Below are 20257 nucleotides of genomic sequence, written 5' to 3' on the forward strand. Positions count from 1 at the left end.
CCGTCGGGACGGGCCGGCGCGGTCAGGGCCGGACGGCCCCCGGCGCCGGGGCGGTCAGCCCGCGAGGCGGGCGGCGACGTGGTCGACGAGCCAGCGGGAGATGGAGTACGCGGGCGGCAGCTCCGCCGGCAGCCGGTCGAGCGGGAACCAGCGGGCCTCGGTCAGCTCCCGGCCGTCGACGACCGGCTCGGCGGTGGTGTCGGCGGCGGTCGCGGTGAACCCGGCCAGCAGCACGCCCGGCCCGGACAGCGCCCACGGCTGGCTGCCGAAGTAGGTGAGCCGCCCGAGGCCCAGCCCCACCTCCTCGCCGACCTCCCGGCGCGCGGCGTCCTCCAGCGACTCGCCGGCCTCCACGAACCCGGCGACCAGCGCCCACAGCGCCGTCGGCCCGGACGCGTGCCGGACCAGCAGCAGCTCGTCGGGGCCGCCGGTCGGCCCGGGGCGGGTGATGGCGACCAGGACGGCGGCGGAGAGCCGGATCGGCACGTACAGGTCGCAGCCGGGGCAGCGGCGGGACTGCTCGCCCGGCACGTCGGCCAGCTCGGCCCGGCACGCCCCGCACCAGCGGTGGGTGCGGCGGAAGGTGAGCACGGCAAGCGCCCGGCCGGCCAGGTCGGCCAGCGGGGCGGGCAGCGCGGCGGCGAGCGACCGCCAGCTGCGCCACCTGCCCTCCGGCGGCTGGTCGTCGGTGGCGTCCGCGCCCCAGGCGGGCACGCCGTCGAGCGTGCCGAGAGGCACCCAGTCGGTGCCGGCGGGCAGCTCGCCGACGCGCGGGAAGCGGCCGTCGGGGCCGGTCAGCAGCTTCCGCCCAGCGAGCACCAGGGCGAGGTCACCGGGCTGCGGCGGGCCGTCGTGCGGTGCCCCCGCCACGAACGCGCCCGCGGGGTGTTCCGTCACGAGCCGGTGCGGCGGTCCACGACGCCCGCGCCGGCCGGCAGCTCGAAGCTCGCCCCGTCGACCGTGTCGGTGTAGCGGTCGAGCGCCAGCTCCATCGGGGTGCCGTCCACCTCGCCGGTGAAGCTGCCGAGCACGCCCTCGGTGGTCATGCAGGCGGTGAAGTCGCCGGCCGAGCGCTTGACCTGCACGCAGGCGGCGTGGTGCCCGGCGAGGGTGGTGTCGGTCTCCTTGATGACGGCCTGCGGGTCGAGCGCGGCCTCGGTGAGCAGCCCGACCACCACCGGCGGGGTGACCAGGCCCCGCCGCTTGGCCTCGGTGAACAGCTCGACCGACGGCCGGGCGTTCGGCGGGGGCGGGGCGAGCAGCGTGCAGACGGCCTTCCCCGTGCCGGTCTCGCAGCGGGCGGTGGCGTCGACGGTGACGGTCAACTTCCCGCCCGGCCAGGTGTACGCCGACCGGGCCGGGTCCTGCGCCTGGGCGATGGTGGCGGTCCGGCCGCCGGGGAGCTGGTACTCGGCCGAGTAGGTGAGTTCGAGCGCCCGGTCCAGCCGGGCGGCGAAGTCGTTGACCAGGTCCGACCGCCCGACCGCCTGACCGGCGTCGTCGAGGGCCTGACAGCCGGTGACCGAGAGTGACGCGATGGCCGACAGAGCGAGCGCGCGGAACGTGGTCGAGGCGGCGGGCATGGCCACCAGCCTTGTCGATCGGGTCCACGTCGCGCAAACCCGTTGCCGGTTGAGGGCCGAGAATCCGGGAATGTCCGACCCGCACCGTCCCGCCGGAAGCGCCGGGCGACGCGCCGCGCCGCGCTGTCGCCCGATACGCTGCGTTCAACACCTGCCTCAGCCGCACCGTCGCGGCCCATACCGGACCGGAACCACACAAACGAGGAGCGACTCAGTGGCAACCATCGAGGGAATCGTCGCCCGGGAGATTCTCGACTCGCGGGGCAACCCCACGGTCGAGGTCGAGGTCGGGCTCGACGACGGCACGATCGCCCGCGCCGCGGTGCCGTCCGGCGCCTCCACCGGCGCGTTCGAGGCGGTCGAGCTGCGCGACGGTGACAAGGACCGCTACCTGGGCAAGGGTGTCGAGAAGGCCGTCGCCAACATCGAGGACAAGATCGTCGACCAGCTCATCGGCTACGAGGCCAGCGAGCAGCGGCTGATCGACCAGAAGATGATCGACATCGACGGCTCGGACAACAAGGGCGAGCTGGGCGCGAACGCCATCCTCGGCGTGTCCCTGGCCGTGGCCAAGGCCGCCGCCGGCAGCGCCGAGCTGAGCCTGTTCCGCTACCTGGGCGGCCCCAACGCGCACCTGCTCCCGGTGCCGATGATGAACATCCTCAACGGTGGGGCGCACGCCGACTCCAACGTCGACGTCCAGGAGTTCATGATCGCGCCGATCGGCGCGCCCACCTTCCGCGACGCGCTGCGCTCCGGCGCGGAGGTCTACCACGCGCTCAAGTCGGTGCTGAAGAAGAAGGGCCTCTCCACCGGCCTCGGCGACGAGGGCGGCTTCGCCCCCAACCTGCCCACCAACGCCGCCGCGTTGGACCTGATCGCCGAGGCGGTCGAGAAGGCCGGCTACCGGCTCGGCACCGACATCGTCTTCGCCCTGGACGTGGCCGCCACCGAGTTCTTCGACAACGGCACCTACACGTTCGAGGGCGCGGCGAAGTCCGCCGAGGAGATGAGCAACTACTACACCAAGCTCGCGGGCGACTACCCGATCGTGTCCATCGAGGACCCGCTGGCCGAGGACGACTGGAGCGGCTGGGCCACCCTGACCGCGGCGATCGGCGACCGGGTCCAGATCGTCGGCGACGACCTGTTCGTCACCAACCCGCAGCGCATCGCCCGGGGCATCGCCGAGAAGGCCGCGAACGCCGTGCTGGTGAAGGTCAACCAGATCGGCTCGCTGACCGAGACCCTCGACGCGGTCGAGCTGGCCCACCGGGCCGGCTTCCGGTGCATGATGAGCCACCGCTCCGGTGAGACCGAGGACACCACCATCGCCGACCTGGCGGTGGCCACCGGCTGCGGCCAGATCAAGACCGGCGCACCGGCCCGCTCGGACCGGGTGGCCAAGTACAACCAGCTCCTGCGCATCGAGGAGGAGCTGGCCGACGCGGCGCGGTACGCCGGTGCGGGCGCGTTCCCGCGTTACCGTTCGGCCTGAGACACCCAGTGGGCCTCGGGGGAGGGGTGTGACGATGCAGCAGCGCCGCACACCGGGTGGTCAGCGTCCCGTCCGCCGGCCGGGTCAGTCCGGCCGGCCGGGCGGGGCCCGCGCCCGGGCGTCGGTCCGCGACGGCGTCCGCGTGGAGGCACGCGCCGCCGGCCGGTCACCCGGCTCGGCACGCGCCACCGAGTCGGTACGCTCCGCGAACCGTCCCGCCGCCGCGCGGCGCACCGCCGCCGGTGGCACGGTCAAGCGGCTCTCCGCACCCCACCCCCGACGCTTCACCGGCCGGGCCACCGTGCTGTTCGCGGTGCTCATCGCGCTCGCCCTCGCGTACACCTATCCGGTCCGGGTCTATCTGGACCAGCAGGCGGACATCGAGCGGATGGAGGCGGCCCAGGCCGCCCAGCGGCAGCTCATCGCCGAGCGCGCCGCCGAGGCGGCCAAGTGGCGCGACGACGAGTACATCCGCATCCAGGCCCGGGAGCGGTTCTACATGGTCTACCCGGGCGAGGTACCGGTGATCGTGCTCAACGACCCGGCGGGCGCGGCCCGGGACGCGGGCGGCGGGAAGGCCCCCGCCCGGCCGGAGACCCCCGATCCCTGGTACGACACCCTGTGGTCGAGCGTGCGGGCCGCGAACGCCGACCGCCCCGGCCAGTGAGCGCGCCACCTCCCGCACGCAGACGTTCCCGCGCACCGACGAAAGATGGGCACCGTGACTGTCGTACCCCCGCCCGACCCGGCGGCGGACTCCGTACCCCCGCCGAAGCGGGAGCCGGCCACCGAGGCCGACCTGGCGGCGGTGGCCGCCCAGCTCGGGCGCACGCCGCGCGGCACCCGGGCGGTGGCCCACCGCTGCCCCTGCGGCCTGCCCGACGTGGTGGAGACGACCCCGCGCCTGGCCGACGGCACGCCCTTCCCGACGTTGTTCTACCTGACCTGCCCCCGGGCGACGGCCGCGTGCAGCCGGCTGGAGTCGGCCGGGGTGATGAAGGAGATGGCCGAGCGGCTGGCCGCCGACCCGGAGCTGGCCGCCCGCTACCGGGCGGCGCACGAGGACTACCTGGCCCGCCGCGAGGCGATCGGGCACGTGCCGGAGATCGACGGCGTGTCGGCCGGCGGCATGCCCGGCCGGGTCAAGTGCCTGCACGTGCACCTCGGCCACGCGCTCGGCGCGGGCCCGGGGGTCAACCCGTTCGGCGACGAGACCCTCGCGCTGGTGGAGAAGTGGTGGGCGGCCGGGCCGTGCGTGGACGTCCCGGCGGCGGGGTGAGATGACCACCGACACGGTTCTCGTCCGCCGCGCCCGCACCTCCGACGTGCGCGGCATCCGGCGGCTCGTCGACACCTACACCGACGACCGGCGGCTGCTCAGCAAGGCCACGGTCACCCTCTACGAGGACGTGCAGGAGTTCCGGGTCGCGGCCGACGCCGACACCGTCGTCGGCTGCGGCGCGCTGCACGTGATGTGGGAGGACCTCGCCGAGATCCGCACCGTGGCCGTCGACCCGGCGTACCGGGGGCGGCGGATCGGGCACCGCATCGTCGGCGAGCTGATCGACGCGGCCCGGGAGATCGGGGTGGCCCGCATCTTCGTGCTGACCTTCGAGACCCGGTTCTTCGCCTCGTTCGGCTTCCGCGAGATCGACGGCGCGCCGGTGCCGCAGCCGGTGTACGAGCAGCTCCTGCGCTCGTACGACGAGGGTGTCGCCGAGTTCCTGGACCTGGAACGGGTCAAGCCCAACACCCTCGGCAACACCCGCATGCTGCTGCGCCTCTGATCTCTTGATCACGTGGGGCACGCTGGCGGGATGGGGATCGTCCGTCGCGTGTGCGCGGTGTTGCTGACCGCCGCCGCCCTCCTCGGGGTCGCCCGCCTCGTCGTCCCGGCCACCGCCGGCCCGGACGGCGAGCCGCCCGGGGTGGCCCGGCAGCTCGCCTTCCTGCGCGCCGCCCTCGACGACGGCGCGGGCGAGGACGCCCAGGCGCTGTTCCCGGAGGGCTGGTTCTTCGCCCACGCCCTGTACGGGCTGGCCCGCGTCGAGCTGGGCCTACGCAAGCCGGCGGGGCGGCGGGCCGGCGAGCTGCGGGAGGCCCGCTGGGCGCTGGCCCGGCTGGAGTCGCCCGCCGGCACCGCCCCGTTCGATCCCGGCCTCACCCCCGCGTACGGGATCTTCTGGCAGGGCTGGACGAACTGGCTGCGCGGCGGCATCCTCGCCCTGCAACCGGCCGACCGGCGGGACCCGGCGGAGGTGGCCCGGTTCGTCGAGGCGTCCGCCGCGATCGGGGCGGCGTTCGACGCGTCCGGCACGCCGTACCTGGCCGCGTACCCGGGGCAGGCGTGGCCGGTCGACTCGACCGTGGCGGTGGCCTCGCTGCGGCTGCACGACGCGCTGCTGCCCTCCGGTGCGCCGCCGCCCGATCCGTTGCGGCCCGGCGCGCCGTCCACCGAGGTCCCGCCCGGCGCCCCGCCGCCGCCCCGGTTCGCCGGCACGGTGGCCCGCTGGCTGGACGGCGTGCGGCAGCGCCTCGACCCGCGCACCGGCCTGCTGCCGCACCGGGTCGACCCGGCCACCGGGGCGCCGGCCGAGGTGGCCCGCGCCACCTCCCAGAGCGTCATCCAACGGTTCCTGGTGGACGTCGACCCGGCGTTCGCCCGCGCGCAGTACCTGACCTTCCGGGACCGGTTCGTGGCGTCCCCGCTGGGGCTCGGCCCGGCCGTGCGCGAATACCCGGACGGCCTGGCCGGGCCGGCCGACGTGGACTCCGGGCCGCTGGTGCTCGGGGTGAGCCTGTCGGCGACCGTGGTCACCCTCGGCGCGGCCCAGTCCCAGGGCGACGCGGCGCTGGCCGGCGCGCTGGCCAACTACGGCGACCTCGTCGGCCTGCCCGTCGACACCCCGACCACCCGCCGGTACGCGTTCGGCGTCCTGCCGGTCGGCGACGCGTTCCTCGCCTGGTCGAAGACCGCCCGCCCCTGGGTGGCCGACCAACCGGACCCGCCCCCGGTCACCGTGCGCTGGTGGTGGCGGCTGCCCCTGCTGGCGGCGCTGCTGCTGGTCGGCGCGCTCGGCTGGCTGCCCGAGCTGTTCCGCCGCTCCCGCCACGGCTCTCTCCCCGGGCGGCCCACCGGTGACCCCCGTCGTCCCGTCGCTGCGGGCGCGGCGGGGCCGCTGCCGTAGGGTTGCTGCCGTGACGACGCGTGTGGCCGCCATCGACTGCGGGACGAACTCGATCCGACTGCTGGTCGCCGACCTGCCCGACCCGTCCGCCGGGCCGGACGCGCCGCTGGTCGACCTGAGCCGCCGGATGGAGATCGTCCGCCTCGGTCAGGGCGTCGACAAGACGGGTCGGCTCGCCCCCGAGGCGATCGAGCGGACCCGGGTGGCCCTGGCCTCGTACGCCGCCGAGATCGACACGCTCGGCGTCGACCGGGTGCGGATGTGCGCCACCTCGGCGTCCCGGGACGCCTCCAACGCCGGGGACTTCCGGGCGATGGTGGAGCGCACCCTCGGCGTCGCGCCCGAGGTGGTCACCGGCGACGAGGAGGCCCGGCTCTCCTTCACCGGCGCGGTGCGCGGCCTGCCCGCCGACGCCCTGGAGCCGTACCTGGTCATCGACATCGGCGGCGGGTCCACCGAGTTCGTGGTCGGCACCCGGGCCGGCGGCGTCGAGGCCGCGATCTCGATGGACATCGGCTGCGTCCGGATGACCGAGCGGCACCTGCTCGGCGACCCGCCCGGCCTCGACCAGATCGCCGCCGCGCAGGCCGACATCACCGTCGCGGTGGACCGCGCGCTGGAGGCCGTGCCGGGCCGGCAGGCCGCCACCCTGGTCGGGCTCGCCGGGTCGGTCACCACCGTCGTGGCCATCGCCGAGGGCCTCACGGAGTACGAGCCGGAGCGCATCCACCACGCCCGGGTGTCGTACGGCGCGGTGGCGGAGGTGACCGCCGACCTGCTGGCGAAGACCCGCGAGCAGCGGCTGGCGATCCCGGTGATGCACCCGGGCCGGGCCGACGTGATCGGCGCGGGGGCCCTGGTGCTGCGCACGATCATGGAGCGGGCGGGCATGTCGACGGTGGTGGCGAGCGAGCACGACATCCTCGACGGCATCGCCTGGAGCCTGCAGTAACGGGCCGGCGGGCCGGGCTGACGCCCGGCCCGCTCGGGCGGTCATCCGGTCAGGAGCACCGACGCCCCTCGTTCAGGCAGGCCGCGATCCTGCGCATCTGCTTCTCGGAGTTGACGTTGACGAAGTCGTTGTGGTCCGAGAACGGGTTGTGGTTCTCCTCGGGGAACGAGTCCAGCGCGTACTGGCCCCGGAGCTGCACGGCGCGCGGGATGTCGTAGGAGATGCTGATCCGCAGCTGCGGGATCGCCACGAAGCCCTGCGGGCAGGCCCCGGTCGTCGGGTCGGCGAAGGCCAGGTGGGCCCGGTGGTTCTCGCTGTCGGTGTTCCGGCCGTCCCAGCAGCCGGGGAAGTCCTGCACCCGCATGACCTGACTGCCGTCGGGGCAGATCGGGTAGCGGTCGGACAGCCGGTCGGCGAAGCCCGAGCAGGTCCAGGTGGCGCGGGCGTTGGCCGGGCCCCGGCTGGTGGGCTTGGCGTCGCCGGTCAGCGCGCGCAGGAACCTCGGCATCGCCGTGACCTTCGCGCCGGGGTTGCCCCGGTACTCGATCAGCACCTTCGACGGCTGCACGATCCGGCCGGTGTTGTTCGGCAGCTCCAGGTTGGGCCCCTGCGGCTCCGGCAGCGGCTTCTCCCCGCCGTTGTTGTTGCCGCTGCCGTTCCCGCCGTTGTTCCCGTTCCCACCGTTGCCGTTGTTGCCGCCGTTGTTGCCGCCGGGCTGGCCGCCCACGGGGCGTTCGTCGAGCGTGCAGGGGGCGAGCGCCTCAAGCCCCTGCGGCCGGGGCGCGGTGCGGCCGATCGCGATGGCGATCCGGTCGAGGGTGGCGACGCGCTTGGACTGCAACGGTCCCACGATCGCGTTCAGCGCGAAGTTCGGGCCGCCCTGACCCTTCGTGGTGACCAGCCGTTCGTTCGCCTCCGCGAGCTGCTGGTCGAGCAGGTCGAGGTTGCGGTTGACCTCGTCGAGGGCCGACGCCGGCACCCCGGGCAGCTTGTCGCGGACGCTCGGGCACCGCACGCCGGGGCTGGCGCCGCTGGCCGTCGCCGGTGCCGCGCCGTGCGTGGCGTGCAGGCCGTCGTAGCTGACCTCGCAGTCCACGAGCGACACCAGGCCACGGGGACGGCTGCCGGCGCCACTCATCGTCCGGGAGATCCGCTTGATCGTCTCGGCCCGTTCGGCGCGCAGGGCGCCGATCACGGACTGGTTGAGGCGCTGGTCGATCCGGCCCCGGCTGGCGGCCAGCCTGTCGTTGGCCGACGCGAGCTGCCGGTCGAGGGCGGCCAGGTCCCGCCGTACGCTGTCGCGGGCGGACGCGGGCACCGCCGGCAGCCGGTCGGCGACCCGGGGGCAGGAGACCGCCGGTTGCACCGCGCCCAGCGCCTGCGTGTCCAGGTTGGCCCGCACCGCCTTGTCGATCCGCACGACCGGCCAGAAGTACGACGAGCGGTCCCCGTTGCGGCAGGTGGTCCCGGACGCGGCCAGCACCGCGTCGGGGGTGTTGGCGTCGATCGCCAGGTTGCCGACGAAGTCGTGCAGGTGTTCCGCCCCGTTGCGGATTCCGGGCTGGGCGACGGGATTGTCCGGGCTGAACTTGCCGTTGCGGTTGGTCCCGCAGTCCACGGTCAAGACGCCCTTGGACGCGTTCGGGCCCAGCCGCGGTGTCGGCACGTTGACGGCGACCCGCTCGATGGGGACGAAGTCGTTGAGGTTGGCCTCCGCCGAGGCGCTGCCCCGGCCGCCGCCGGAGACGAACGTGACCGTGAGCGCGCCGACCGCCCCGACGGCCGCCACCACCGCCACCACCCGGCTGCCCCGGACCCGTCTCCGCTTTCCGCTGCCCGCCATCGGGTTCCTCCGTCGTGCCGGGCACTTCGCCGTGAAGTGCCGTCCGCCCGGGGGTACGGCCCTACCGGCTCCTCACGATCGACCCGGCCGCGACGCGTAATCGACAGGTAAGAAAGGCGCTCAGGATCGCGCTCGATCCGGGGTCGCTCAATCCGACGCGAGCTCGGGCCGGTGCTGCTTGATCCACGCCTGCACGTCGGCCTTCAACCACACCTTGCCCATCGCCAGGACCGCGACCGGCTCGGGGAAGTTCCGCTGGTTGGCGATCACACTGGCCCGTTGCCGCGACACGTTGCCGAGCATCTCCCGGATCTCCGACACGCCCACCAACTCCATGGGTTGACGATGGCAGCGCCGCAGTCCTCGCTCGGCGACAACGACGCAGAATGTTGACAAAGGCAATAGACGGCGTCAGTATGGGGGTGTGTCGACTTCCAATCGCTCGCCCGTGCACGACCGGCAGGGGCGGGCCGTCCGGCCGCACACGGCGATGCGTCCGCTCTGGCTGTGCCGGGTGTGTGCCGCGCCCTGGCCCTGCCAGCCGGCCCGGCTGCTGCTGCTCATGGAGTACCGCCGCGACCGGGTCGGGCTGTCGGTCTACCTGGCGGGGCAGTTGTTCGAGGCGACCGGCGACCTGGTCCGGCTCAACCCGAACCCGGCCCCCACGCCGCAGGAGTTGTTCGAGCGCTTCATGGCCTGGACGGCCGAGGCCCGGGGCGTCGTGTGAAAGGCACTTCGACCCCTGCTGCCGAATCCGGTTCGGGCGACGAGGGCGTGGTGCGGGTCGCGGGGGTGGAAGGTCGGTTGCCGGCCGCCGCGTTGCCTCAGTGTTCCAGCAGGTCCCGAAGTGTGCGGCGAAGCTGATCGGCCGCACCGGGGCTGACGGGCGCGAGGAGCGCGTTCTCGGCGTCCTGGTACGCGGCCTCTGCGGCGTCGAAGGTTCGCCGGCCCCGATCGGTGAGCTCGACGATGTTGCGGCGTCGGTCGGTCGGGTCCGGTCGTCGTACGACGATGCCCTTGCGTTCGAGATCGTCGAGTACCGCGACCATCGTCGTGCGGTCGACGCTGAGCTTCTGTGCCACCTGTAGTTGCGAAGCTGGTTCGCCGTGGGCCAGCACGCGCAGCGTCCCGAAGTCCTTGCTGTCGATCCCGAGGTGCTCCAGGGCCGCGTCCGTCAGCGCGGTGAGCCGCAGGTGCGCGTGCTTGAAGAGATAGCCGAGGAGGTTGCGCGGATCCGCGGCGGCACTGTTGTCGGTGGACACGGTCCCATGTTACGGCTAACCTGATCGTCAGTAACACTGACGATCAGAGAAGCGACCGGAGTTGTCATGATCCTTATTACCGGAGGCGCCGGCTTCATCGGCTCCCACACCGTCCGCGCCCTCGCCGAAGCCGGCCAGGAGTGCGTCCTGCTGCAGCGCCGGGCTCCCGTGGTGCCCGCTCCGCTCGCCGACCTGCCCGTGCACGCCGTGCAGGCCGACATCGCCGACCTCGACGCCCTGCTCGCAGTCGGCAAGCGGCACCCGATCACCGGGATCGTGCACCTCGCCGTCACCCTGCCGTGGTCGGACGACGACGCCGACCCGATCGACGCGTCGGCGCGGTCGCTGGAGGGATACCTCAACATCGTTCGCGCCGCGCAGGCATGGGGTGTGAACCGCATCGTGGCCGCGAGCACCATCGGCGTCTACGGCTTCGCGAAGGCGGGCGCGCTCGCCGAGGACATGCCGCTGCCGATGGGCCACGTCCACGCCATCCCCACGTTCAAGAAGATCTTCGAGCTGCTCGCCGGCCACCTGTCGGACGCAACCGGAGTCCAGATCGTCAACGCCCGGATCTCCGGCACCTGGGGGCCCGGAGGGCACCTGCCCGACCCGTTCTTCGCCGCGCCGACACTCGCCCACGCCGCAGCTCGGCGCAGCGAGCCCGACCTCTCCGGGCTCATCGCGCCCCCGCACGCCGAGGACGCGCTCGACCTGCTCTATGTCAGGGACACCGGCCGCGCGCTCGCGCTCCTGCAGCTCACCGACGGGCTGCGGCACGCGACCTACAACGTCGCCTCCGGTCACGCCACCAGCAACGCCGAGGTCATCGCCGCGCTGCGGTCCGTCGAGCCCAGCTTCCGGTGCGAGCTTCCCTCGGCTGGCGACCGCCCGCAGACCTGGCTCGACATCACCCGGTTGCGCGAGGACACCGGGTTCGAACCCCGGTACGACGCCGCCACCGCCGCCGCCGACTACATCGCCTGGCTGCGCGCCGGGAACGCCCGGTAACCCCTGCCACGCGGGCGGCGCACGGTCGGACAGCCCGCGCGGCCGGCCCGCTTCTCAGGGGCTGCTCGACATCGCCGCGCCGGCATCGACTCTCGCCGCCTTGCGTAGACCCGTACCCGCGCAGCTGACGCTTTCGTGCTGGCCGCAGCCGGTATGATTGTCCGGCCGGCCACCGTGGTGTTCGGTCAGGAGGCGTATCCCGAGCTGTGGGGCAAGGCCGCCGCGCTGCTGCACTCGATCTGCATGAACCGCGCGCTCATCGACGGCAACAAGCGCCTCGCCTGGGCCGCCGCCCGGGTCTTCCTCGCTCTCAACGATGTGCCGGTGCGAGACGTTGACGTCGATCAGGCCGAGTCGCTGGTCATGGCGGTCGCCAGCGGGGCGATGACGGAGGTTCCGGACATCGCCCGCGAGTTGCGCAAGCTCTATCTCTGACTGGGCCCAGCTGACGCCTTCGTCGGCATGTCGCTGAGGTAGGCGTTCGTGCTGGAGGCGACCGACCGTGACGCCGAGCGGAGCACGGGTTACGCGATGGCGGCGATGTCGCCGTCGTCGAAGTAGATCGCCTGATGCAGACGCCCACCGATGGCGGCGGCGTAGCGCGCGAGAACGTCTTGGCCGGAGATCTTGCCTTGTTCGATCTGTGAGATGCGGCCCTTGGTGACGCCCATACGGTCGGCAACCTGCTGCTGGGTGAGGTTGCGGGCCCGACGTACCTCGGCGAGGCGGTGCCCAACCACGCTGGCGAGCAGTTCCTGCTTGCCGGCCTCGACCGCCTGTTCGCCGCCGGCCCGTTCGACGTGGGCAGCGCGGATGTCCTTCCACCGGACGTAGTTGCTGCTCATGACTGGCGGCCCTCCTCTTCGGCGCGTTCCTTCAGATAGACCTCGTAGCGGTGCTCGGCCAGGGGGATGGCTTCGGCGTACCACTGATTCCATCGTCCGGCCTTGTCTCCGGCGACCAGGAGGATGCTGGAGCGCCACGGGTCGAAGGCGAACAGGATCCGTACGCTGCCAGGTCGTAGCTCCTTGAGGTCAACGAAGTAGATCTGCCACTCCTCCGTGACCACGCAGCGAGTATGGCAATTGGTAAACCCAGGCTGGCCGGGGTTCGGGGTCCGCCGGCGCCGTTGTGCCGTTTGACGGTACTTCGCACTGCGCAGTAGTGTGCGATGCGTGGATACCACGCAGCTCCTGAAAGGCGTGCTGGATCTCGCGGTCCTCGCCGTGCTCCGGGAGGAGGACGGCTACGGCTACGACATCCTGCGCCGCCTCCGCGAGGCCGGCCTGGACGAGGTCGGCGACGCCTCCGTCTACGGCACGCTGCGGCGACTCTTCGCCGCCGGCCTGCTGACCACGTACGTCGTGCCGAGCGAGTCCGGCCCGCACCGCAAGTACTACTCGCTCAACGCCGCCGGCCGGGACCAGCTGACCCGCTCCGGCAAGCTCTGGCGCTCGTTCGCCACCACCATGGACACTCTGCTCGACGATCGGGGGATGGCAGCGTGACTGTCATGGAGCAGGAGATCGCGGACTACGTGACCCGGGTCCGGGCCGCCCTGGCGGACCTGCCGCCCCAGGTCCGCGACGAGTTGACCGAGGACCTTCCGGAGCACCTCGCCGAGGTCGCCGCCGAGGGGGACGGGTCGCTGGTCGACCGGCTGGGCGCGCCCGAGGCGTACGCCATGGAACTGCGCACGGCGGCCGGCGCGGGGGGTCCGGCCGCCGCGCGCAACCTGGACCAGCGGGCGGCCGCCGCCGTGGCCCAGGTCCGCGCCCGGCTGCGCGCGGCCGACGTCCGGGTCGGCCCGATCCTCGGGTACGCCTCGGCGAGCGAGTACCTGCGCCTGCTCCGCCCCGCCTGGTGGGTGCTGCGTGGCTACCTGGCGGCCATGCTGATCACCGTCGTCACGACGGGTGTGCCGTTCGGGCTGCTGCCCAGGCTGGGCGGGAGCACGCTCGCGGCGCTGCTGCTGCTCGGCGTCTGCGTGGTCGCCTCGGTGTGGCTGGGCAGGCGCACCGCCGCGCTGACCCGCTGGCCCCGGATCGCCCTGTGGGCCGGCACGGCGATCCTGGCGGTCTTCGCGTTCGTCGGCTTCGTCGACGCGGACGACCGGCTGGGCTGGAACGAGTCCGGCTACGAGTCCACCTCGGTGGATGCGCCGTACATCGGCGACGTCTTCGTCTACGACAGCGAGGGCCGTCTCGTCGAGAACGCCCGGCTGTTCGACCAGAACGGCAACCCGATCCGGATCGGCTACCCGGAGTGCGAGCGCGCGGGGCTGCCGGAGTCGGGCCCGGCTCTGCCCGTCTACCCGTACTGCCCGGAGAACGCCCCGTTCCAGGCCGGACCGGTCGGGGCGCGCCCGGCACCCGCGGCGCCGCCCATCAACCCGCCGCTGACCACGACGCCGACCGACGGCGCTGCGCCCGCGCCGGTGGCCCCGACGCCGACCGGTGACGGGACGACGGCACCGCCCGCCCCGACGCCGACCGGCGACGCAACGACGGCACCGCCCGCCCCGGTTCCGCCCGGTGAGCCGGCCGGGCGGGCCCCGGCCCCGCCCGGCGAGGCCACGCTCGGGCCACTGCCGACCGCCACACCCACCTCGACGCCCTCCCGCTGACCGCCCGCCAACGTCGACAGCTCCAATTCTTGGACACTCTCCGTTCTCAACGAACACGAAGCGTCCAAGATCCACCGGTTCCCCCGTGCCTCGGGTGCGGGGGAACCGTCGCGGGTGCGCGCGTACGTACGTGCGCGTGCGTGCGCTCGGGCGGGTGCTTCGGCGGCGTGCGGGGCGTTAGGAAGGGGCCCTTCCTATACAGAAAGCGTTAACAGGGTGCCCTTCCTTACAAATGGCTGAACGGACGAGTCGTGCGGGACCACCTTCTCCGATCTTGGTCGCTACGGTGTCGTCTGCTCGTCCAACCCCTCGGAAGGAACTCCCGTGCCAGAGCCGGTCGCCCCGCACCCCGCCGCGCCGCCCGAGGACGCGCCGCGCCCCGCCGACCCGCCTGCGGCCCGGGACCCCGAGCAGTCCGAGCCCGAGCAGCCCAAGTCCGAGCAGGCCGGGAACGGGCCGGCGGCGGCCGAGGCCGCGCAGGTCAAGGGTGAGACCGGGCAGGGCGGGAGCGGAGCTGAGCAGGGTGCGGGCGCGGTGGCGGAGCAGCAGGACGGGCCGGGCGAGGACGGGGGCGGGCCGTCGGAGCCGAGGCGGTCCGTGGCCCGCAAGGTGGTCGGCGTGGTCGCCGCGCTGCTCGCCGTCGGGGTGGTGGCGGCGCTGAAGTTCGGCCTCGGCGGTGCCGTGGCCGCCGCCCTGGACGAGGACGCGACCGCGAAGGCGAAGGCCGGTGACTGCCTCGCCGAGCTGCCGGACGTGGCCGAGGGCGAGCGGAAGGACGCCCGCGGCGCGGAGGTGGTGGCCTGCACGTCGACGGAGGCGGTGTACACGGTGGTCGGTCGTCTCGACGGGCAGACGGAGGCGCAGGCGCGCACGGGCGAGGCGTGCGAGCCGTTCCTCCAGCCCGGGCAGGCGGGTTACTTCTTCTACAACATCAAGCCGGGCAGCACCGGCTACCTGCTCTGCCTCACCCGCAAGGCGGCCTGACCCGGGAGTCACCGGCAGCGAAACAGGAGGTGAACGCCACTGCTCGGGCGTCTTCCGGCGGCGGTCGCGGCGTGGCAGGCTCACGGCACGTAGGAACACCCTGCGACCAGCCAACGATGACTGACCGCGAGGAGGACGGGCCGATGGGCGAGATGGTGAGCTTCGCCAGCAACGGGGGGACGAGCGAGGGGTATCTCGCGATACCCTCCGGCGGTGCGGCCAACCCGGCGGTCATCGTCATCCAGGAGTGGTGGGGTCTCGTGCCCCACATCCGGTCGGTGGCGGACCGCTTCGCCGAGGCCGGTTTCGTGGCGCTCGCCCCGGACTTCTACCACGGCGAGTCGACCGGCGAGCCGGACGAGGCCCGGCGGCTGCTGATGGGCCTGCAGATGGACGAGGCGGCGAAGGACATCGCCGGCGCGGCGGAATACCTGGCGGGGCGGCCCGAGGTGGCGGGCAAGGTCGGCTGCGTCGGCTTCTGCGCGGGCGGCAGCCTGGCCCTGTGGTCGGCGACGCTGTCGGAGCGGATCGTCGCCACGGCCGGCTTCTATCCGATGCTGCCGTGGGAGAAGATGCGCCCCGAGTGGGCCGACTACGCGGGCAAGTCGGCGATCATCCACTGCTCCGAGGAGGACGGCACCTCGGCCGCGCCGGGCGTGCAGACGGCCCGTGCCGCGATCGAGGCGGCCGGCGGCACCTGCACCCTCTACGACTACCCGGGCAGCCGGCACGCGTTCTTCAACGACGACCGGCCGGAGGCGTTCGACCAGCGGGCCTCGGCCAGCGCCTGGGCCCGCACCCTCGAGCTGTTCCGGGCGAAGCTTGGCTGAGGCCCGTACCCCCGACGAGGTGGTCGCCCGCGCCGCGCGGGCGACCGACCTGGTCGACCTCGACGGCGCGGTCAGCGACTGCTTCGCGTGCCCCCGCCTCGTCGCCTGGCGGGAGGAGGTCGCCCGCACGAGGCGGGCGGCCTTCCGCGACCAGACCTACTGGGGGCGGCCGGTGCCCGGCTTCGGCACCGCCGACGCCCGGATCGGCATCCTCGGCCTGGCCCCCGCCGCGCACGGCGGCAACCGCACCGGGCGCATCTTCACGGGCGACCGCTCCGGCGACGTGCTCTTCGCCGCCCTGCACCGCGCCGGCCTGGCCAACCAGCCGACGAGCGTCGCCGCCGACGACGGCCTCGCGCTGCGCGACACCCGGATCTTCGCCGCCGTGCGCTGCGCGCCGCCGGACAACAAGCCGACCCCGGAGGAGCGGGACACCTGCGCGCCGTGGCTGCGCCGGGAGGTCGCGCTGATCCGACCCACCCTGCGCGTCGTGGTCGCGCTGGGCGCGTTCGCGTGGGCCGCGTGGTGGCCGGCGCTCCGCGAGGTGTACGGCGTGCGCCCGCCCAGCCCGCGACCGGCGTTCGGGCATGGGGCACACTGGTCCGGCACGGCCGCACCGGCGCTGCTGGGGTGTTACCACGTCAGCCAGCAGAACACGTTCACCGGGCGGCTGACACCGGGGATGCTGGACGACGTGTTCGCCCGGGCGAAGCAACTGGCCGGAGTGGACTGACGGGCGTGGGGCGGTGCCGATGGACCTCAGCGTGCTGCGCAGGTGGTGGCCGATCGCCGCGGTGACGGCCCTGCTCGCCGCCGCCGCGGTGGCCGCCGGACACTCGTCGCTCGGCGCGAGCCGCATCCCGCCCGCCGCCGACAACATCCCGTACGTGCCGGAGTACCCGACGGCGCAGCCGCCGCCGTCGATCCCGGTGGAGCCGCGCGACGCCGGGGAGGCCACCCGCGCGCACATCCCCGAGTGGCTGGGCACCGTCGCGATGGTGCTGCTCGGCCTGGCGATCGTCGTCGCCCTGGGCTACGTCGGCTGGACGCTGCTGCGCGGGGTGGCCCGCCGCACCACCCGGGCGCTGCCGGCCGACCGGGCGCGGCGTACCGCCGAGGGCACCGCCCGCGAGGTGGTGGCCGCGCTCGACGCCGGCCTGGTCGAGCTGGACGACGCCGACGTCGACCCGCGCACGGCCGTGATCGCCTGCTGGGTGCGCCTGGAGGAGGCCGCCGACGCGGCCGGGGTGGCCCGGCACACCGGAGACACGCCTACCGACCTGGTGACCCGCCTGCTGCGCGGCGACCCCGACGCCGGGGTGCCGGCGATCGTCAGCGCCGACGTGCTGGCCGAGTTCGCCCACGTCTACCGGGAGGCCCGGTACGCGACCCGCCCGGTCGACGAGCGCACCCGCGACCAGGCCCGCGCCGCGCTGCGCCGGCTGCGCGGCGAGCTGACGGCGGTAGCGGCCGGGGCTGCCGGAGCGGGCACCGCCGCCGGGGGGCCGGCGTGAGCACCAGCATCGACGACCTGCTCGGCTCCGCCGAGGAGGAGCCCGCGCAGGAACGGGCCACCCGGGGCGGCCGGGTCGGCGGCGCGCTGAAGACTCTCGCAATCGCCGGGGCGCTGACCGCCGTGGTGGTGGCCGGGCTGCGGGCCGTCGGGTTGCAGCTCTCGCTGTGGGTGGTCGTCGCCGGGGTCCTCGCCCTGCTCGCCGTGCGTCGGGTCACCGCCGCGCTCGCCCCGCTGCCACCGCCCCGGTCGGGGGCCCGCATCCCGGCGGGCGAGGAGGACGGCCACTACCACTGGGCCGCCCGGGACGCGCTGCGCGCCGCGATCAACGGCTGGGAACGGCCGCTGGACTGGTCGTCGGGCAACCCCCAGCGGTTCGCCGAGCGGATCCTGCCCCGCCTCGGCGAGCTGGCCGACGAGCGGCTGCGTCAGCGGCACGGCGTGACCCGCGAGTCCGACCCGGCCCGGGCCCGCGCCCTGCTGGGCGACCGGCTCTCGACGTTCCTGGACACCCCGCCCCGCCGCACCCCGTCGCCGCGCGACCTCGCGGCGATCGTCGCCGAACTGGAGAAGATCTGATGAAGGACGTGGACCGGACCATGCCCGCCGCCGAGGTCGGCCGCCTGGCCCGGGCGGTGCTGGACGCGGTCGGCTCGGTCGTCGTCGGCAAGCGGGACGCCCTGGAGCTGGTCCTCGCCGGCATCCTGGCCGGCGGCCACGTGCTGCTGGAGGACCTGCCCGGCCTGGGCAAGACGCTGACCGCGCGCTCCTTCGCCCAGGCGCTCGGGCTGGACTTCCGCCGGCTCCAGTTCACCCCCGACCTGCTCCCCGCCGACGTGACCGGCTCCTTCCTCTACGACCAGCGCAGCGGCGACTTCTCCTTCCGCGCCGGCCCGGTCTTCACGAACCTGCTGCTCGCCGACGAGATCAACCGGACGCCGCCGAAGACCCAGTCGGCGCTGCTGGAGGCGATGCAGGAGAAGCAGGTCTCGGTGGAGGGCGTGACGTACCGGCTCGACGAGCCGTTCCACGTCCTGGCCACCGCCAACCCGATCGAGTACGAGGGGACGTACCCGCTGCCGGAGGCGCAGCTCGACCGGTTCCTGCTGCGGGTGTCGTTCGGCTACCCGGACGGCGAGGAGGAGTGGGAGGTGCTGCGCCGGCGGATGGGCCGCCGCCGCGAGGAGGCCGAGATCGCCCCGGTCGTCGACGCCGCCACCCTGCGGGCCATGCAGGTCGCCCTGGAGAACGTGGTGGTGGAGGACTCCATCGGCCGCTACATCGTGGCGCTCACCGCGGCCACCCGGGAGCACCCGTCGGTGCTGGTCGGGGCGTCGCCGCGCGGCTCGCTGGCGCTGCTGCTGCTGGCCCGCGCCCGGGCGGTCTTCGCCGGCCGGGACTACGTGGTGCCCGAGGACGTCAAGGAGGTGGCCGCGCCGGCCCTGGCGCACCGGATCACGCTGCGCCCGGAGATGTGGCTGCGCCGCGTCGACCCGTCCTTCGTGGTCGGGGAGGTGCTCGACCAGACCCCGGCCCCGGCCAGCGGCGCGCTGCCGAGCTACGCCGCCGGCCGGCCGGGGCGCTGACGGCCGTGTCCACCCCCGAGGGGCCGCAGGCGGCGGGCTGGGCGCCCACCCGGGCGCTGGGCCGGGCGGTGCTGCTGGCGGGCCTGCTGCTGATCGCCGGGGTGCTGCTCGGCCGGGTCGACCTGGTCGTGCTGGCCGCGCCGTTCGCGCTCGGCACCGCGTACGCGCTGCGCCGCCGGCCCACGGCGGGCCCGCAGCTGTGGATCACCGCCGCCGACGGGCACCTCGTCGAGGGCGGCGAGTTCACCGGCACGGTCAGCGTCGGCAACCCGGACACGGTCGGCTACGACGTGGCGGTGGTGCGCACCCGCGTCTCGCCGTGGCTGCTGGTGGAGCGGGCCGGCGTCGGCGGGGCCCGGGTCGACCTGTCCCGCAGCGGCGTGGACCGGCCCTTCGTGACCGTCGTCGACACGGGCACGGCCGTCGACCTGGAGCTGGCCGGGAAGGCCCGGCGCTGGGGCCGGCACCCGATCGGCCCGGCCGGGGCGAGGGTCGCCGCCGCCGGGGGGATGCTGGTCTCCCGGGCGGCGATCACCGAGCCGGTCCGGTTCCGGGTGTACCCGAAGACGGAGCCGTTCGAGGCGGTGGAGGCGATGCCCCGCGCCGCCGGCCTGGTCGGCGCGCACCACTCCCGCCGGCCCGGCGAGGGCGGCGAGCTGGCCGGGGTGCGGGTCTTCGGCCCCGGCGACCGGCTGCGCCGCGTCGACTGGCGGGTGTCGCTGCGGGCCCGGCAGCTGCACGTGGCCGCCACCCTGTCGGACCGGGACGCCGAGGTGGTCGTCCTGCTCGACGTCCTCGCCGAGGCGGGCCGCTCCGGTGGCGTCGGCGGGGCCGCGTCGGTGCTGGACACCACCGTGCGGGCCGCCGCCGCGATCGGCGAGCACTACCTGCACCGGGGCGACCGGGTGGCGCTGCTGGAATACGGCCCGGCGGCCCGTCGGCTGCGCCCCGCCACCGGCCGCCGGCAATACCTCACGCTGCTGGAGTGGCTGCTCGACGTGCGCGCCGAGGCGTCGCCGCACGAGCCGTACGACCAGGTCTTCGGGCCGCAGATCCTCTCCTCGGACGCGCTGGTGGTGGTGCTCACCCCGCTGCTGGACGAGCGGTCCGCCCAGATGCTGGCCCGGATGGCCCGTTCCGGGCGGTTCGTGGTGGCGGTGGACACGCTCCCGGACGGCCTGCCGCCGCCGGGCCGGCAGGGCTGGTCCGAGGTGGCGTTCCGGCTGTGGCGGATCGACCGGGACACGATGATCGGCCAGCTCCGCGAGCACGGCGTGCCGGTGGTCCGCTGGGCGGGCGCGGGCAGCCTCGACCAGGTGCTGCGCGACGTGGCCCGGCTCGCCACCGCCCCGAGGGTGGGCGGCCGGTGAGCGGGGCAGGG

Annotated in this window: 24 protein-coding genes and 1 pseudogene; 18 read left to right on the forward strand and 7 right to left on the reverse strand. The window is 74.3% G+C overall.

From position 1 onward, the window contains the following. Positions 1-54 precede the first annotated feature (54 nt). Together LPA42_RS17290 and LPA42_RS17295 are read right to left on the reverse strand one after the other, a co-directional pair. Positions 55-897, reverse strand: coding sequence for an NAD(+) diphosphatase (locus tag LPA42_RS17290; RefSeq protein WP_077936170.1), 843 nt, complete (start codon positions 895-897; stop codon positions 55-57). Next, positions 894-1583: a hypothetical protein gene (locus LPA42_RS17295; protein ID WP_077936222.1), complete on the reverse strand. Its 690-nt coding sequence runs from the start codon at positions 1581-1583 to the stop codon at positions 894-896. The genes LPA42_RS17290 and LPA42_RS17295 overlap by 4 nt, the downstream gene beginning before the upstream one ends. A 214-nt stretch (positions 1584-1797) precedes the next feature. Here LPA42_RS17295 and eno point away from each other — a divergent pair, with 214 nt between their 5' ends. Genes eno through LPA42_RS17325 form a run of 6 tightly spaced genes read left to right on the forward strand, consistent with a single transcriptional unit; the run spans position 1798 to position 7221 of the window. Next, positions 1798-3081 (forward strand): phosphopyruvate hydratase, encoded by a 1284-nt coding sequence (eno, locus tag LPA42_RS17300; RefSeq protein WP_077936171.1) that lies wholly within the window; start codon positions 1798-1800, stop codon positions 3079-3081. A gap of 34 nt (positions 3082-3115) precedes the next feature. Next, entirely contained in the window at positions 3116-3748 is a 633-nt protein-coding gene (locus tag LPA42_RS17305; protein WP_077936223.1) for a septum formation initiator family protein, read from the forward strand. A gap of 54 nt (positions 3749-3802) precedes the next feature. Beyond that, on the forward strand, positions 3803-4360 hold the full coding sequence (locus LPA42_RS17310) for a DUF501 domain-containing protein (RefSeq protein ID WP_077936224.1): 558 nt from the start codon (positions 3803-3805) through the stop codon (positions 4358-4360). Position 4361: 1 nt separating this feature from the next. Beyond that, positions 4362-4868, forward strand: coding sequence for an amino-acid N-acetyltransferase (locus LPA42_RS17315; protein ID WP_077936172.1), 507 nt, complete (start codon positions 4362-4364; stop codon positions 4866-4868). 30 nt (positions 4869-4898) lie between these two features. Next, positions 4899-6269, forward strand: coding sequence for a hypothetical protein (locus LPA42_RS17320; RefSeq protein ID WP_096761581.1), 1371 nt, complete (start codon positions 4899-4901; stop codon positions 6267-6269). A 22-nt stretch (positions 6270-6291) separates the two neighbouring features. Further along, complete coding sequence (locus tag LPA42_RS17325; RefSeq protein WP_043961925.1) at positions 6292-7221, forward strand: Ppx/GppA phosphatase family protein; 930 nt, start codon at positions 6292-6294, stop codon at positions 7219-7221. Positions 7222-7270: 49 nt separating this feature from the next. Here the strand turns inward: LPA42_RS17325 and LPA42_RS17330 are convergent, their stop codons facing one another. Next, the gene (locus LPA42_RS17330) at positions 7271-9064 is read right to left on the reverse strand and encodes a DUF1996 domain-containing protein (RefSeq protein ID WP_077936174.1); all 1794 of its coding nucleotides are present in this window, start codon (positions 9062-9064) and stop codon (positions 7271-7273) included. Positions 9065-9211: 147 nt separating this feature from the next. After that, the gene (locus LPA42_RS17335) at positions 9212-9400 is read right to left on the reverse strand and encodes a hypothetical protein (protein ID WP_198956452.1); all 189 of its coding nucleotides are present in this window, start codon (positions 9398-9400) and stop codon (positions 9212-9214) included. 88 nt (positions 9401-9488) lie between these two features. On the opposite strand from LPA42_RS17335, the gene LPA42_RS17340 reads away from it, so the two are divergent. Next, on the forward strand, positions 9489-9791 hold the full coding sequence (locus LPA42_RS17340; protein WP_077936175.1) for a hypothetical protein: 303 nt from the start codon (positions 9489-9491) through the stop codon (positions 9789-9791). 97 nt (positions 9792-9888) lie between these two features. On the opposite strand, the gene LPA42_RS17345 is transcribed toward LPA42_RS17340, so the two are convergent. Beyond that, positions 9889-10326, reverse strand: a complete 438-nt coding sequence (locus LPA42_RS17345) for a MarR family winged helix-turn-helix transcriptional regulator (RefSeq protein WP_077936176.1) — start codon at positions 10324-10326, stop codon at positions 9889-9891. Between the two features lie 66 nt (positions 10327-10392). On the opposite strand from LPA42_RS17345, the gene LPA42_RS17350 reads away from it, so the two are divergent. After that, positions 10393-11337, forward strand: a complete 945-nt coding sequence (locus LPA42_RS17350; protein WP_077936177.1) for an NAD(P)-dependent oxidoreductase — start codon at positions 10393-10395, stop codon at positions 11335-11337. A 135-nt stretch (positions 11338-11472) separates the two neighbouring features. Then, the gene (locus LPA42_RS17355; RefSeq protein WP_228986681.1) at positions 11473-11772 is read left to right on the forward strand and encodes a type II toxin-antitoxin system death-on-curing family toxin; all 300 of its coding nucleotides are present in this window, start codon (positions 11473-11475) and stop codon (positions 11770-11772) included. Positions 11773-11861: 89 nt separating this feature from the next. On the opposite strand, the gene LPA42_RS17360 is transcribed toward LPA42_RS17355, so the two are convergent. Both LPA42_RS17360 and LPA42_RS17365 read right to left on the reverse strand, forming a co-directional pair. Next, the gene (locus LPA42_RS17360; RefSeq protein WP_077936179.1) at positions 11862-12182 is read right to left on the reverse strand and encodes a helix-turn-helix domain-containing protein; all 321 of its coding nucleotides are present in this window, start codon (positions 12180-12182) and stop codon (positions 11862-11864) included. Beyond that, positions 12179-12373 (reverse strand): annotated as a pseudogene (locus LPA42_RS17365) (type II toxin-antitoxin system RelE/ParE family toxin); the annotation flags it as partial. The pseudogene LPA42_RS17365 and the gene LPA42_RS17360, both read right to left, overlap by 4 nt. Positions 12374-12512: 139 nt before the next feature. Between LPA42_RS17365 and LPA42_RS17370 the strand changes: the two are divergent. The 9 genes from LPA42_RS17370 to LPA42_RS17410 all read left to right on the forward strand — a co-directional run bounded on the left by LPA42_RS17370 (position 12513) and on the right by LPA42_RS17410 (position 20246). Then, positions 12513-12845, forward strand: a complete 333-nt coding sequence (locus LPA42_RS17370; protein ID WP_036374274.1) for a PadR family transcriptional regulator — start codon at positions 12513-12515, stop codon at positions 12843-12845. Beyond that, positions 12842-13963, forward strand: coding sequence for a hypothetical protein (locus tag LPA42_RS17375; protein ID WP_228986682.1), 1122 nt, complete (start codon positions 12842-12844; stop codon positions 13961-13963). Before LPA42_RS17370 ends, LPA42_RS17375 begins: the two co-directional genes overlap by 4 nt. A 324-nt stretch (positions 13964-14287) precedes the next feature. Continuing rightward, positions 14288-14947, forward strand: coding sequence for a hypothetical protein (locus LPA42_RS17380; protein WP_228986683.1), 660 nt, complete (start codon positions 14288-14290; stop codon positions 14945-14947). Positions 14948-15090: 143 nt separating this feature from the next. Beyond that, positions 15091-15777: a dienelactone hydrolase family protein gene (locus LPA42_RS17385; protein WP_043961930.1), complete on the forward strand. Its 687-nt coding sequence runs from the start codon at positions 15091-15093 to the stop codon at positions 15775-15777. Beyond that, on the forward strand, positions 15770-16510 hold the full coding sequence (locus tag LPA42_RS17390; RefSeq protein WP_305076020.1) for a uracil-DNA glycosylase: 741 nt from the start codon (positions 15770-15772) through the stop codon (positions 16508-16510). The genes LPA42_RS17385 and LPA42_RS17390 overlap by 8 nt, the downstream gene beginning before the upstream one ends. Before the next feature lie 19 nt (positions 16511-16529). Next, positions 16530-17291, forward strand: a complete 762-nt coding sequence (locus LPA42_RS17395; protein ID WP_077936183.1) for a DUF4129 domain-containing protein — start codon at positions 16530-16532, stop codon at positions 17289-17291. Continuing rightward, a complete protein-coding gene (locus LPA42_RS17400) occupies positions 17288-17869 on the forward strand; it encodes a hypothetical protein (RefSeq protein ID WP_077936184.1) in 582 nt (193 codons plus the stop codon). Before LPA42_RS17395 ends, LPA42_RS17400 begins: the two co-directional genes overlap by 4 nt. After that, positions 17869-18876, forward strand: a complete 1008-nt coding sequence (locus LPA42_RS17405) for a MoxR family ATPase (protein ID WP_077936185.1) — start codon at positions 17869-17871, stop codon at positions 18874-18876. Before LPA42_RS17400 ends, LPA42_RS17405 begins: the two co-directional genes overlap by 1 nt. Further along, positions 18873-20246, forward strand: coding sequence for a DUF58 domain-containing protein (locus tag LPA42_RS17410; RefSeq protein ID WP_077936226.1), 1374 nt, complete (start codon positions 18873-18875; stop codon positions 20244-20246). Before LPA42_RS17405 ends, LPA42_RS17410 begins: the two co-directional genes overlap by 4 nt. Positions 20247-20257 lie beyond the last annotated feature (11 nt).

Origin of the sequence: Micromonospora sp. DH13 (assembly GCF_020873825.1) — a bacterium.
Lineage (GTDB): Bacteria > Actinomycetota > Actinomycetes > Mycobacteriales > Micromonosporaceae > Micromonospora > Micromonospora haikouensis.

What these genes read in the sequence shown, in the direction of transcription:
- LPA42_RS17385 (WP_043961930.1), top strand. Translation starts at nt 15,091, where the DNA reads ATGGGCGAGATGGTGAGCTTCGCCAGCAACGGGGGGACGAGCGAGGGG.
- LPA42_RS17295 (WP_077936222.1), bottom strand. Translation starts at nt 1,583, where the DNA reads ATGCCCGCCGCCTCGACCACGTTCCGCGCGCTCGCTCTGTCGGCCATC.
- LPA42_RS17360 (WP_077936179.1), bottom strand. Translation starts at nt 12,182, where the DNA reads ATGAGCAGCAACTACGTCCGGTGGAAGGACATCCGCGCTGCCCACGTC.
- LPA42_RS17405 (WP_077936185.1), top strand. Translation starts at nt 17,869, where the DNA reads ATGAAGGACGTGGACCGGACCATGCCCGCCGCCGAGGTCGGCCGCCTG.
- LPA42_RS17305 (WP_077936223.1), top strand. Translation starts at nt 3,116, where the DNA reads ATGCAGCAGCGCCGCACACCGGGTGGTCAGCGTCCCGTCCGCCGGCCG.
- LPA42_RS17315 (WP_077936172.1), top strand. Translation starts at nt 4,362, where the DNA reads ATGACCACCGACACGGTTCTCGTCCGCCGCGCCCGCACCTCCGACGTG.
- LPA42_RS17335 (WP_198956452.1), bottom strand. Translation starts at nt 9,400, where the DNA reads ATGGAGTTGGTGGGCGTGTCGGAGATCCGGGAGATGCTCGGCAACGTG.
- LPA42_RS17395 (WP_077936183.1), top strand. Translation starts at nt 16,530, where the DNA reads ATGGACCTCAGCGTGCTGCGCAGGTGGTGGCCGATCGCCGCGGTGACG.
- LPA42_RS17330 (WP_077936174.1), bottom strand. Translation starts at nt 9,064, where the DNA reads ATGGCGGGCAGCGGAAAGCGGAGACGGGTCCGGGGCAGCCGGGTGGTG.
- LPA42_RS17350 (WP_077936177.1), top strand. Translation starts at nt 10,393, where the DNA reads ATGATCCTTATTACCGGAGGCGCCGGCTTCATCGGCTCCCACACCGTC.
- LPA42_RS17320 (WP_096761581.1), top strand. Translation starts at nt 4,899, where the DNA reads ATGGGGATCGTCCGTCGCGTGTGCGCGGTGTTGCTGACCGCCGCCGCC.